The 12,965-nt window shown below is 41.4% G+C and carries 11 protein-coding genes; 1 reads left to right on the top strand and 10 read right to left on the bottom strand.

The genetic code is table 11. From position 1 onward, the window contains the following. Nucleotides 1–47: 47 nt before the first annotated feature. The gene (locus AC1D0K_RS21450; RefSeq protein ID WP_477443421.1) at nt 48–530 is read right to left on the bottom strand and encodes a dihydrofolate reductase; all 483 of its coding nucleotides are present in this window, start codon (nt 528–530) and stop codon (nt 48–50) included. 328 nt (nt 531–858) lie between these two features. Beyond that, nucleotides 859–1,680, bottom strand: coding sequence for a thymidylate synthase (locus AC1D0K_RS21445; protein WP_477399611.1), 822 nt, complete (start codon nt 1,678–1,680; stop codon nt 859–861). A gap of 269 nt (nt 1,681–1,949) precedes the next feature. Here AC1D0K_RS21445 and ispE point away from each other — a divergent pair, with 269 nt between their 5' ends. Next, complete coding sequence (gene ispE / locus AC1D0K_RS21440; protein ID WP_477399613.1) at nt 1,950–2,750, top strand: 4-(cytidine 5'-diphospho)-2-C-methyl-D-erythritol kinase; 801 nt, start codon at nt 1,950–1,952, stop codon at nt 2,748–2,750. Nucleotides 2,751–2,908: 158 nt separating this feature from the next. On the opposite strand, the gene AC1D0K_RS21435 is transcribed toward ispE, so the two are convergent. The 8 genes from AC1D0K_RS21435 to AC1D0K_RS21400 form a co-directional block, all read right to left on the bottom strand. Continuing rightward, entirely contained in the window at nt 2,909–3,796 is an 888-nt protein-coding gene (locus AC1D0K_RS21435; RefSeq protein ID WP_477399615.1) for an NAD(P)-dependent oxidoreductase, read from the bottom strand. A 4-nt stretch (nt 3,797–3,800) separates the two neighbouring features. Beyond that, a complete protein-coding gene (locus AC1D0K_RS21430) occupies nt 3,801–4,079 on the bottom strand; it encodes a LapA family protein (protein ID WP_295716585.1) in 279 nt (92 codons plus the stop codon). 1,019 nt (nt 4,080–5,098) lie between these two features. Then, the gene (locus AC1D0K_RS21425; protein WP_477399072.1) at nt 5,099–6,001 is read right to left on the bottom strand and encodes a DMT family transporter; all 903 of its coding nucleotides are present in this window, start codon (nt 5,999–6,001) and stop codon (nt 5,099–5,101) included. Then, complete coding sequence (locus AC1D0K_RS21420) at nt 6,001–7,104, bottom strand: LptF/LptG family permease (protein ID WP_295716582.1); 1,104 nt, start codon at nt 7,102–7,104, stop codon at nt 6,001–6,003. The genes AC1D0K_RS21425 and AC1D0K_RS21420 overlap by 1 nt, the downstream gene beginning before the upstream one ends. Before the next feature lie 83 nt (nt 7,105–7,187). Beyond that, nucleotides 7,188–8,318 (bottom strand): tRNA guanosine(34) transglycosylase Tgt, encoded by a 1,131-nt coding sequence (gene tgt / locus AC1D0K_RS21415; RefSeq protein WP_477399070.1) that lies wholly within the window; start codon nt 8,316–8,318, stop codon nt 7,188–7,190. Between the two features lie 518 nt (nt 8,319–8,836). Next, on the bottom strand, nt 8,837–9,550 hold the full coding sequence (locus AC1D0K_RS21410) for a hypothetical protein (protein ID WP_477399068.1): 714 nt from the start codon (nt 9,548–9,550) through the stop codon (nt 8,837–8,839). A gap of 334 nt (nt 9,551–9,884) precedes the next feature. After that, entirely contained in the window at nt 9,885–10,574 is a 690-nt protein-coding gene (locus tag AC1D0K_RS21405; RefSeq protein WP_477399066.1) for a hypothetical protein, read from the bottom strand. Further along, nucleotides 10,550–12,937: a hypothetical protein gene (locus AC1D0K_RS21400; RefSeq protein WP_477399064.1), complete on the bottom strand. Its 2,388-nt coding sequence runs from the start codon at nt 12,935–12,937 to the stop codon at nt 10,550–10,552. Before AC1D0K_RS21400 ends, AC1D0K_RS21405 begins: the two co-directional genes overlap by 25 nt. Nucleotides 12,938–12,965: the final 28 nt, after the last annotated feature.

Below are 12,965 nucleotides of genomic sequence, written 5' to 3'. Positions count from 1 at the left end.
TCGCAAGGAGAAAATTTTAAATTAAAACAAATTGATGACAAAAAATGTTAGCTGCGTTCAAGCGTAATGAACGAATAGCTGTACTTGTTTTTTTCATCAGGTTCAAAATTTTCTCGCTCTGTTTCTTTCCACTCCTCTGGGTTTAATTCAGGAAAAAAGGTGTCGCCATCAAAATCCTGATCAATGAGTGTTAGATAAATGCGATTGGTGAGAAGTAAGGCCTGTCTGTAAATCTCGGCACCGCCAACAATAAAAACTTCTGCTTCATCTGCGCAAAGCGCTAAAGCGTCCTCAATGGTGCTTACTACCTCGCAACCCTCAATGGTGATAGCTTGTCTTGTAATCACAATATTGCGGCGCCTTGGTAAGGGTTTACCCACAGAGTCAAAAGTTTTGCGCCCCATGATTACCGTATGCCCGCTGGTAACATCTTTAAAGTGCTTAAGGTCATTGGGCAGGTACCAGAGTAATTTATTGTCTTTGCCGATGGCGTGGTTTTTGGCAGTTGCCACTATTATTGATGTTGTCATTGTTTTTAAGTTGTCTGAACCGGAATTCATCGAATTAATGAATTTTTTGAATTCAGGCTGTAAAATATTCATAAACCGTCATTGCGAGGCACGAAGCAATGACGGTTTTGCTAAAGCCCCTTTTGTCATCCTGAGGAACGAAGGATCTACTCTCCAGCATGCTTCTTCGTCCTGTACAGTTTGCAAATAGATCCTTCGATCCTCAGGATGACAAACCTTTTTAACGTCATCTCTCCTTCAGAGTACCCCGGGTTTTATCACTCGCAATGACGGGTGGTGTTTGTTTTGTAAGATTAGTGAAATTTTGATTCTTCGGAAAATCTCTGGTTCAGACAGCCACAGCTGCTTTAATATGCGGCCAGGGTTCATAATTTTCCAAAGTGAAATCTTCAAACTTAAACGCGAAGATATCTTTAACCTCCGGATTGATTTTCATGGTAGGCAGCGGGCGAGGCTCGCGGCTTAATTGCAGTCGGGTTTGCTCCATGTGGTTATTGTAAAGATGGGCATCGCCAAAGGTGTGAATAAAATCGCCATAATCCAGATCGCAAACCTGGGCCATCATCATTGTGAGCAGCGCGTAGGATGCGATATTGAAAGGTACCCCCAAAAATATATCGGCACTGCGCTGATAAAGCTGACAAGATAATTTGCCTTTGGTTTCTCCCTTTGCCGGGTTGGCCGGCTCCACATAAAACTGAAACAAGCTATGGCAGGGTGGCAGGGCCATCTCGTTTACATCGGCAACGTTCCAGGCCGATACAATCATGCGGCGCGAGTCGGGGTTGTTTTTGATCTGGTTAACCACCTGGGTTATCTGGTCAATGTGCCCTCCATCTGGTTTTGGCCATGAGCGCCATTGGTAACCATACACCGGGCCAAGGTTGCCTTCGGCATCAGCCCACTCATCCCAGATGCGTACACCATTTTCTTTCAGATAGCGGATGTTGGTATCGCCGCTTAAAAACCATATCAGCTCGTGGATGATAGATTTGAGGTGCAGCTTTTTTGTGGTCACCATCGGGAACCCATCTTTCAGGTCGAAACGCATCTGGTAGCCAAACACACTTACGGTACCGGTTCCTGTCCTGTCGTGCTTTTGCGCGCCGGTTTCCAATACATGTCTCATCAAATCGAGATACTGTTTCATTTTGTTGGGTTGATTAAGTGAATTGTTGATTGGGTGAATGGTTGATTAGGAGAGCGGTTGATTGAGTTGAAAATCAATGACCATTAAACTATTCAACAAGCGAACCAACGAACATTTTCAAAAAGCAAAGAAAATTAATCTGTCTTAAGTATCCTAATTTGTGCAAAAATACAATTTTGTTAATTATTCTTAATCGCCGGGAACATGGTAACTTTGTGCCTTGTTAACCACTCACTCAATTTAACTCAAGCAACTACTCACTATAACACATGATCATTTTTCCGAACGCAAAAATAAACATTGGCCTCAACATTACCGAACGCCGCCCTGATGGTTATCATAATCTGGAAACCATTTTTTATCCCATCAATTTAAAAGATGCATTGGAAGTGGTGGCGAGCGATAAGCTGAGCTTTACTTCATCGGGACTTGACATACCGGGGACGGAGGAGGATAACCTTTGCGTTAAAGGTTATCATTTGCTAAAAAAAGATTTTGACCTCCCGCCTGTAAACATCCACCTGCACAAAAACATTCCGATAGGCGCGGGCCTGGGCGGAGGCTCTGCCGACGCTGCTTTTTTTATCAGGCTGATGAACGAAGAATTTAAACTCGGTATCTCCATCGATGATATGACAGACTACGCGCGCCGCCTTGGTGCCGACTGCGCTTTCTTCATTGAAAATAAACCTGTCTTCGCTTTTGAAAGAGGGGATGAGTTTGAAACGATAAAGCTCGATCTGTCGGCCTACAAAATTGTGTTGGTAATGCCCGATATTCATATCTCTACTTCTGAAGCTTTCGGCGGCATAAAACCTACCCCGGTAAAAGACTCTTTACTGGAGCTCATCACCGAGCCGATAACCGAATGGAAAAAGCATATCAAAAATGATTTTGAAACATCGGTATTCAAAAACCATGTAGAAATCCGCGGGGTTAAAGCAGCCCTGTACCAGGCCGGTGCTATCTACGCCAGCATGAGCGGGAGCGGAGCATCAGTGTTTGGAATTTTCGACCACACTCCCGACCTTGAATTTTTGGAAGGGGAGAACGAGGTTTTCTACTTATAATTTCGAATGTCGGAATTTCGATTTCGGATTTTTTTATCGCCTGGTGGAACGAAGGATTTAATCGCTGAACTGTACAGCTTCTGAAAAAATTCTTCGTTCCCTAAACGATGATTTATCAAATTAAAATAAATCCGAAATAGAACATCTCAAATCCGAAATCAAACTCCTGCGTCTTCACTCACCCCTCTGCCAAAACCTTCCACCCAGTCCCTGTCACCCATTCCCTTTGCAACGGCGCTTAATAAGCGGCTGTGTACGGCATTCACGAGTGGTAAGGGTGTTTCACTCACCTGCGATAGTTTAAATGCAAGGCGCGCGTCCTTATAGCCTAATTTGGCTTTGAAACCAACCGGTTCGTATTGCTTGTTGGCAATTAGCTTTCCGTAGTTTTGATAGATGGGCGCATTGAATAAAGTCGAGCCAAAAAAGTTGGCTACCTGTACGCGGTCCAGCCCACTTTTTTCTGCAAGGGTGTAAGCCTCTGCCATCATTTCCATGGAAGCCATGATCATGAAGTTGCCGGTTATTTTCACCACGTTGGCAGCGCCTGTTTCTTCACCAAAATCATGAATGGCTTGGCCCAGGCATTCAAGCACTGGTTTGGCTAAATCTTTTATTTGCTGCGGACCGGAAACGCAGATGAAAAGTTTCTTAGCGGCGGCGGCCTCGGGCCTGCCAAACACAGGGGAGGCCAGGTAATGGCTGCCTGCTTTTTGGTGCGCTGTAGCTAACTCCACAGCCAGCTCTGGCGAGATAGTGCTCATGGATATGTGCACAGCATTTGGCTGTAGCGTTTTTAAAATTCCGTTGTCGCCTGTAACCGATTCTCGCAGGATCTCATCTTCTGATAGCATGCTCACAACAAAAGGTACACCAACGGCGGCATCGGCAGGGGTTGGGCATTTGGTGATGTGGCTTGGGTCGAGCTCGTCGGCTTTTGAAAGGGTGCGGTTATAAACTTGTAAATGGTAGCCTTCGCTAATGAGGTTTTTGGCCATGTTGATGCCCATGTTGCCAAGGCCGATAAATCCGATTTTCTTTTCCATAGTGTTAGCTGATGTAGTCTCTGTCTTCGTCACTTAGTGTATTATTGTCTTCCTTTTTTTGAATGCTATCATGATAGCCGCCAATATCAAATTTTGGCTTTTTGGGCCGGCCTACCATAAAGCCTAAAATAAAACCGATCACGGTCATCGTGATCATGAGGGCAAGTTTGGAGACTCTGAAATTCATGAATAAAAATGCAAACGTAACCTCGTCGGTATTTTGGGCGAGTGCTGCGGTAAGCAAAATTGTAATGACGATTATGGTGATGGTTTTTATGCTCATGGTGATTTGATTTAACAGTTGATACAAGATGAGGTTTTTAAATGTTTATTAAAAATACATTTTGATGGAAGTATTTGTAAGCCCCAAAAAAGAGGGCAGATTGCTTTTGAAAATGATTGATAAAAATCATGGCAGCGGATGTGGATTCTTCCCGTTATAATTTCCCGATTTCCTAAATCAATAACCTTTCATCAAACCAGCTGCCAGACTTGCGGAAATGATGCTGACGCGAAAAATTTGAAAAGTAAAATCATTTGATTTTTAAAACCCAATTATAAAAATCAGGATGCCATGTTTTTTTTCGAGAATAGTTTTTGAGGCTGAAAAATGTGGGGATTTGCTTTTGTGAGAATCAAATTTTTTCACTCATTTTTTTGGTCCTGTATACAAAGGCGATGGTTGCCGCCATTTAATTACAATTCTCATTTTTTAATTCGATACACTTTGAGTTGACTGCTCATGAAGATTGCCTAAATGTATTTATGCATTAATTAATAGCTTGTATTTATCTGATTTATAGTGATTTATATGGGTATATTTTTATGTTTATTTAATTGTGCTAATTTTTTTAGTTTTTTGCATTTTTAGTTAGCTCAGTTTTGTTTGATTTTTACTTTTGGTAATCTTTATAAATATCAGATTTTTAGGTAAATAAAATTGTTATATAAATTGAGTTTTTGATTTTTTTTATTCAAAATAAATCAGATTTAAGAGAGTGTTCGGTATTTTAACCTGGTTTATGAAAATGTTAATTTGATACACTAACTAAAAAATGAATTTTGGCTCTGTTGGGCGCGAATGCGCGGGAAACTATCGGAACACCTTTAAAATTTAAAGTGGCTTACAGGGCTTAAAAACGGTTTGTTTTGAGGTGGGGTTTTATCCCCTATCCAGCACTTAATTTAATATAGACAAATGAAACGGTGGGTAGATTTAATGAGATAAAGGGAAATTACCATCACCGGAAAATGGTAAGATAAATCTACGACAGGAAGAGAGTATAGAAAAAATGAAGAATATTAAGCCCGGTTTTTGCGCTTGGAAATTTGTTTACGCGCAACAGGATACAGGAAAATTGTAGATAGAATGAGGACAGATCCTACCCAGAAACCAACCGACATTTTGTTCATATCGCCAAAGAAAATAAAAGCCATGATGATGCCGTATACGGGTTCAAGGTTAGTGATGAGCGCTACACGGAAGGCCGAAAGTTCGCGCATTACAGATACTCCGGCAACGTAGGCAAGGGATGTACATACAGTTCCAAGTAGTACCAGGTAACCAATGTCGGCAGGCTTTAATATGAGTTTTTCGTTATATCCATGGGTTGCAAAAAGGTATGTGGATATCCATAAAAACGCACCGCTTAGTTCATAAAAGGCAATGATAGGGGCTTCACTTTTCTGTACAAACCTGGAATTAATAATAGAAAAAAGGCTGGCGCAAACTGCGCTTATCAGGCCGGCTATAATACCCTTAGTGTATTGTGTTTCGAATTTAAAAATTAAAACAATGCCACTGATGATTAATAATCCGGCCAGGATCTCCAGTTTAGAGATCTTTGTTTTGTTGATGATGGGCTCAAATATTGCCGTAAATAAGGTGATGCTGGATAAACAAACTAACGCTACCGGAACAGTTGAAAGCTTGATAGAAGCAAAGAAAAGAATCCAGTGACCGCCTACAAGTGCACCTGTAAAAAGCATTTTTAGCAATGTTTTACGGTCAACTTTAAAGTCGGTTTTGCTGAATCTGAAGTATAAAAACAACGAAACAAAGGCAATAAGGACCCTATACCACACCAATTGCACGGCAGAAATGGTGATTAATTGACCTAAAATACCCGTAAATCCCCAAATAAACACCGTAAAATGTAGTATAATCAGGTTTTTATTTAAGGTATTTGAGGGATTTTGAGCCATTATTTTGGTGCTTTTAGAAGTAAATAATAGCCGAGTATACCAAATATGGTATTAGGAATCATTACCGTTAGCAGGGGCGGTACACCGCCTTTTATAGAGAATACAATAGAAAATTTCTCTAAAATTATATACGTAAAACAAAGCAAAATACCTATCCCCAAGGGTAAGCCGACGCCTCCGCGCACCTTGCGGGAAGACAATGCTACCCCCAAAATAGTTAAAACATAGGCAGACAAAGGGTACACAAAACGGTGAAATTTTTCATAATAAAGGTTGTTTAAAACCTCTGGCCGGCGTAGTTTTTCCTTGTCAATATTCTTGTTCAGGTCCTTTAATGACATGGCTGCATACACGTTATCATACACAATAAAGTCGCTTGGATGCATATCCAAAACCGTGTCTTTTTGGCCCAGATTATGGATGAATTGCTCCTTTAAGCCCCTCACATATTTTACTGAATAATCCTTTAATGACCATATTCTTTTCACGGAATCATAGGTTACCTGTTGGGCAATTAGCTTCTCGCGGAGGGTATCACCATTGAATTTCTCCATGATAAAAGTATAACCTGTGTGGTTTGTGGGGTCGTAATTTGACAGGTAAACAAAGGTGTGCTTATCAATTTGCATGTGTACCTGGCTCTTGGTTGGGTCATTATCTGTTATGCCATTGGCGTTTTCAAAGTCGTTTTTTAAGCGATTTGTATAGGGTATGAGGTACACATTGGCGAAAAAAGAAACGACGAATATTAAAGAGGCAGCTATAAAATAGGGTCTTAAAAATCGGTTAAAACTTGCTTTGCCACTTAAAATAGGTACGATTTCTGTCTGGTTGGCCATCTTGGCCGTAAAGAAAATTACCGCTAAAAAGTTGATTAGCGGCGACAGTAAATTGAGATAAAAAGGAATAAAACCGGCATAATACCTAAATACAATATCATGTAAAGTTGCATGTTTATTGGTGAAATTATCCAGCTTTTCTGATACATCAAACACAACGGATATCACTGCAAAAATTGCCATTGTGAATGCAAAAGTGCCCAGGTATTTTTTAATGATAAACCTGTCGATAACCATCAGGTACCGGTGTATAAAAGTCCTCATCGGCAGATTATTTGTTTTTTAAAGCCACGGTTTATATTATGTAAGCAACGCTTATATCCTTTATTTATTTGATTGCAGGAGTATTATAATCGTTGCCCCAGGCGGCCAACCATCATGTTTTTCCATGCATAAAACTCACCGGAAATGATCTTTTTACGGGCTTCTTTTACCAGCCAAATATAAAAATGGAGGTTGTGAAGGGTGGCAATTTGCGCTCCCAGCATCTCGCCGGAGTGGATTAAATGGCGTAAATAAGCCTTGCTATAGTCCCTATCTGCAAACAATTCACTATCATCTTCAATAGCCGAAAAGTCGTTTTTCCACTTTTCGTTCTTGATATTAATGATGCCGTTTTTTGTAAAAAGCATTCCATTACGGGCGTTACGGGTAGGCATTACGCAGTCAAACATGTCAATTCCTAACGCTATATTTTCTAATAGATTAATAGGAGTGCCTACGCCCATTAAATAACGAGGCTTTTGTTCTGGCAAAATATTGCACACAATCTCTGTCATGGCGTACATTTCTTCGGCCGGTTCGCCTACAGAAAGTCCGCCTATGGCATTGCCTTCACGCTCTAAAGAAGCGATAGCTTCTGCCGATTTCATACGCAAATCCTTATAAACAGACCCCTGTACAATAGGGAAAAGCGTTTGGTTATAACCGTATTTTGGCTCGGTGCTATCAAACCTGTCGCAGCAGCGTTTAAGCCAGCGATGGGTCATTTCTATAGAACGGCGCGCGTAGTTATAATCGCATGGATAGGGGGTGCACTCATCAAAAGCCATGATAATATCGGCCCCAATAATGCGCTGGATATCCATCACATTCTCTGGTGTAAACAGGTGTTTTGAGCCATCAATATGCGATCGGAAAATAACACCTTCCTCCTTTATCTTGCGTACTTCGGTTAAAGAATATACCTGGTAACCGCCGCTATCTGTTAAAATAGGACCCTCCCAACCGTTAAATTTGTGCAGGCCACCGGCGCTTTCCAGCGTGTTGAGGCCTGGTCTTAAATATAAATGATAGGTGTTTCCTAAGATGATTTGCGCCTCTATATCACTTTTAAGCTCCCGTTGGTGTACTGCTTTTACTGTGCCGGCTGTACCAACAGGCATAAATATAGGGGTTTGTATGGTGCCGTGATCTGTAGTAATTTCACCTGCGCGGGCTTTTGAAAGCGGATCTTGTGTTGTTAATTTAAATTTCATTTCGAAGGGGCAAAATTAACAAAAAAAGGCTCATCCGGGCCCTCTCCAAAGGAGACGGAGGGAAAAAAGATTCAAAAGATCTAAATTTTGCGGAATCAATAAGCTGAACATTCAGGGAATCGCATTTAAAAGAAAACCAGTAGGTTATGACATCCGCTTTTATAGGCATTAATGAGCTCCTTTTAGTCGGGCTGTCTTTGTATCATTTAATGGTGTTGTTGTAAGTGGTTTATTATCAATATACTTTAATGTTTTATGCCTTATGTTATTGTGAGTGAGCACCAGCAAGCTGAAAAAAACAGTAATGGCATAATTTTAAACGCCAATTTTGTAGAGATGCATAATTGCGTCTACCGCAGGACAATCAGGATTTGCAAGTCGATTTGCATATGCGATTTGCAAGGTCGATTTGCAGGCGGGAGACGCAATTATGCGTCTCTACATTAAAAAAATCAAAAAAAATAGTGGGCGAAGGCCTCTGTGCGATACTCAGCAACGACTCACAGATCTATGTCAGCTCATCTTCCCATCAATGCATTGAGGAAAGCTATGTCAATAGTTTTGTTCACTTTTTTAGATATGTCGGCAAACGAAACAGGCCGTTTAACATCCTCATCGTCAATATAAATAATCTCACCATCCTTCTGGCGAAGCTTGTCAATAACTGTATCGATGAACCAAACGCAATTGGCGTTGATAGCGGGGTTATTTTTTTGATCTTCGGTAAAAAAGGTTAATATGCCAACGTTTAGCCCAAGTATCTGAACCGATTCTGTGGTAGTGGCCAGGTACAAATTATCAGCATTTTTTAAATAAAAAAAGCAGGGACTCTGTTCTACATAGGTTAAAGTGAACTGATTACCCCGGTTCACATCTTCCGTATTAACAGGAAGATCAAAGTTATTTACTTTAACTGTTTGGCAAATGTTCCGGTACTCGCTACAAGTCATTACATGGGTTTTGCCTGTTCGCGGGCTATTGCAGGTTAGCATAAATTTATTATCAGTTAGCTTGATAAACGACCATTGGATACAATCGCGAATTATATTATTGCTGATAATATCTGTAATCCTATCTATCCTGAGATCTACCCGTTCTACGGGCGGTATATAACCAGGCCTGGGCCGCCAAATGATAACAGCATCCTGAAAAAAACCACTTAAACTGCCTTTGCCTTGTGCCAGTGAAAATAGTTTTCCCTGCATGGGATTAGCATAGTTAATTGAGGCCATGATTTTGTAGATTGAATTGGTTTGTGAAAGTGAAATGTGGTTGTAATACGTAAAGTTTTTCGAGTTTAGCGGCATTCAGCTTTGTAACATGAAATCGATTTTAATAAATTGATAACCATTTGATTAGTTTTTAAATTAAAAGCAAACATGAGGCACCTACGGAGCCCGGCTTTTGGTTTTATTGTGCTATAAACACGTGATTCCTACGGAGTCAATGATACAGAACCCATTTTCAACTCCAGCGGAGTTACGTGTTTATAGCGAAAAAAATGTCTCGTTTTTGGCTCTGTAGGTGCCTCCTTTTTAAAAGCGATTTCCCTGGCTTGATAACCGTTTATTGTGATCTCAAGAATGCATCGCACTCTGTTTGAAGCTTATCCCATGCTGCTATGGCCGTAGAGAGGTTTAAGCCTGCTATGAAGGGGAAAGTAAAATCAACCGGGCTTGTTTTTGCAATGGCTTCCAGATCATCGGCAAGTGCCGACCATGCCCCCCGGATACTTCCGGTGGCATGGTCAAGCACTGCTATGCTTGCGGTTATTTCTTTCATAAAACCAAATTCACTACCGGCAATATCACTATCAAGTTCTTGGTTGGCTTTATTAAAGACCTGGATCTGATTTACAATATTGATAAAAGAAGCAGAAAGAGCCTGGGTTGATTTATTTAAAGCTGCTACCACTACTGTTGCCTGTTGCTGCACTGTAAGTGTTATATCCTGCTGATTGTTAATTAATTGCTGTACCGCAATATCCAGTGCCGAAAAATCAGTCCTGGCTTTTGCGGCATACCCCATCAGTAAATTACATTGCTCCTTCATTTGCGGGGCAATATTAAGGTCCCAGAGGTAAGCGGCAGCAAGTGCGTCAGAAAAATGAGGAAGGTGCTGCTTGATGGTGTCCTCAATAGCTGCTCCCTGCTTGCAGGTTTTTACACGTGCTTTAATGGCGTCCATATCCGTTTTGGGTATGGTAAACAACGCGCCCATATTAAACGCTATCAATGATCTTCCTGTAGTTCCCATGTTTTTAGGTGATTTTTTTTCCAGGATTTTGTAAATATGGCAGAGCCTGCAAATGACAGCGTTATTTTGTTCACCTGGTTCCGGGGTACCTTTTTATCTACTGCGATAGTCCATTCTGTAAAAGGAGTGGGCTTAAAGTAAGCGGCTTTTAGTTCTTCGGTTATGGCGCCTTCGGTATCTATGATGATTTTGCCATCCTCATTATGGTACGCGAATGTCAGTTTTGTAGGGTTGCTGCTAAAATTATATTTCTCTTTTTGGTACTCATCGGCATATATACCAGAAGTGCGGATGCTTACTTTAAGCATTTTAGTAACGTTGATGCCATGTATCCATGCCCGTACTTTAGTTATCCTAACCCGTTCCAAGTCCTGAAACACCTCGGTATCCTTGTCAACAAGTACAGTAATTTGTCCGTCTTCGATAAACGCCTTAATTGCATCCGGATCGGTAATATTTACACTGAAACCTTCGTCTGATATTTCAAAATCCTGTGGCTTTGGTTCAAATTTTTTCAAGGCATCAGCATAATCGGTTTTCATCGTGGCCACATCTTCTGTAAGCTCCGCTGCTGATTTTAAAATTGATGGAGTGACTAAGGATTTACTCATGGCCCAGTATTTATAAGCCCGGGTATAATTCCTGATGGCCATGTACATATAGGTTTTCATATTCATTTGCAATACATAAACGTTATGCAGGGTGTTTTTATCTATTGCGATATCTCCTTCAAGCGCTTTAAGGTAATCTTTATAGGAGTTGATCATATTTATGCTCACCTTTTTTTGCATGTATAGCCTTGCCAACTCCTGCGTTACCTGTACCATAGTAGCCTGCGCGGTTGATTGCGCTTTTCCGTATATAGATAAGATATCCAGCTGTTGCCTGTAGTCTGCCGCGCCGGCAATGTTTTCACTTTCTGCGCCCTTCATCATATCATCCACCTGTAAGCGAAAAATATCCCACTCAGCCTGGCCCGAAATGTCGCCGGCATCCGGTATCTCAAAATCTGTAACAGCCTTGGTATAGTCCATTTTTTTAGCAGCATCCCTGAGGGCATTCATGAATTTAAAAGTGTTCTGCAGCATTTTGGCTATGTTTTCGAGTTTTGACATAGCCTTGGATAGGTTACCTATTGCTGTTGCAAATTTTGATACGGTTGTTGCGGAATCTGCGGCGGCGCTGGCGGCTGCTCCAGCTTTGGCTACCGCGCCGGCGGCCGCACCCGCAGCCGCTGCATCGCCAACACACATAGCACCTATAGATGCTGCAAAAGTGCCAACGGCCATACAAATCTCAAAAGCGGCTTTTAATGCCTGGTCCTGCTTCCATATCGCCACGCCGATCTCGAAATCGGTGGCAGCCCGCATACAGGTTAGGCTTGTGAAGGTCATATTGGCTTGCGCCTGCCCATAGGCATTTGTTGCGGCATCAAGATTTGATACAGCCTGCGCTATCAAACTATCTGTAAATGCAGCGGTATTATTAAAATAAGTAAGCATTTGATTCCCAGCCTTTATCTGATCGGCTTTGCTGGTTGAATCCCTGGTTATCAGATTGTATTGGGTTTCATAATTACCAACAGCGGCTAAATAGGCTCCTGCAACTGTTTCGTAAATGACCGGACTAAGCAGTGGTACAAAATTTAAATTACTTGCTTCAAGAGTAAGTTCACCCAACAAGGCCGAACTTTGATAATAAAGATCTGCAAGTACAACATTATTTTGGGATGCAGCCTTAACCCAGCCAAGTATAGCCCTTGCCGCAGCCGGTTCTGAATCTACCAGTCGTGTACTAAACTGGTAAAGAGAGGAAAGCGTGAGCTGTAGCTCTACCCCGGGTAAGGGATGCACCGGATTATTTGTAATAAGTTTAAGGTGCTCTGAGTTTAGGTTAACCAATTCGGTTTTAAAATCCACATGTTTAACATGAATACCTAAGCCCGGAAAATCTGTCAAGGCAAATTTCTTTGATTCTTCCTGTGGGCCGCAGGTGTTTATTTTTAGTTCGCCGCTAATTTCTGTGGCAAACAGCATAAAAGTTGCAGCATTATTTGATTTGAAATCCATGGTAACCACGGATGAACCGCAAACCAGCCTGCGGCTGATGATAAATATCCCACGGTTAAAGAGCTGAATATCTGCAGTGGGCATCTTTACAATATCCGCAATGATGTATACAATAGCCGATTTGTGCTTATCCGCAGTTGCCAATACTTCATCCATATCCACAACCAGGTCGCGGAAAATAAGCTGACCATTAAAGGGTATCGTAGCGGTGGTGCATGGTATTTTATTGGAGGTATTCTGGGCGTTTTTATAATAATCGGCCCAGTCTTTTTTGTCATTTACTGAAATTGCCATTTTGAGGGAATTAAAAAGTGAAGTGTAG

This window comes from Mucilaginibacter sp. P1_A3, assembly GCF_056406855.1.
The sequence above is the reverse complement of the archived record's forward strand: the minus strand, read 5'-3'. Positions and strand labels throughout refer to the sequence as shown.

Coding starts and splice junctions, on each gene's coding strand:
- AC1D0K_RS21450 (WP_477443421.1), bottom strand. CDS start 530: ATGACAACATCAATAATAGTGGCAACTGCCAAAAACCACGCCATCGGC.
- AC1D0K_RS21445 (WP_477399611.1), bottom strand. CDS start 1,680: ATGAAACAGTATCTCGATTTGATGAGACATGTATTGGAAACCGGCGCG.
- ispE (WP_477399613.1), top strand. CDS start 1,950: ATGATCATTTTTCCGAACGCAAAAATAAACATTGGCCTCAACATTACC.
- AC1D0K_RS21435 (WP_477399615.1), bottom strand. CDS start 3,796: ATGGAAAAGAAAATCGGATTTATCGGCCTTGGCAACATGGGCATCAAC.
- AC1D0K_RS21430 (WP_295716585.1), bottom strand. CDS start 4,079: ATGAGCATAAAAACCATCACCATAATCGTCATTACAATTTTGCTTACC.
- AC1D0K_RS21425 (WP_477399072.1), bottom strand. CDS start 6,001: ATGGCTCAAAATCCCTCAAATACCTTAAATAAAAACCTGATTATACTA.
- AC1D0K_RS21420 (WP_295716582.1), bottom strand. CDS start 7,104: ATGAGGACTTTTATACACCGGTACCTGATGGTTATCGACAGGTTTATC.
- tgt (WP_477399070.1), bottom strand. CDS start 8,318: ATGAAATTTAAATTAACAACACAAGATCCGCTTTCAAAAGCCCGCGCA.
- AC1D0K_RS21410 (WP_477399068.1), bottom strand. CDS start 9,550: ATGGCCTCAATTAACTATGCTAATCCCATGCAGGGAAAACTATTTTCA.
- AC1D0K_RS21405 (WP_477399066.1), bottom strand. CDS start 10,574: ATGGGAACTACAGGAAGATCATTGATAGCGTTTAATATGGGCGCGTTG.
- AC1D0K_RS21400 (WP_477399064.1), bottom strand. CDS start 12,937: ATGGCAATTTCAGTAAATGACAAAAAAGACTGGGCCGATTATTATAAA.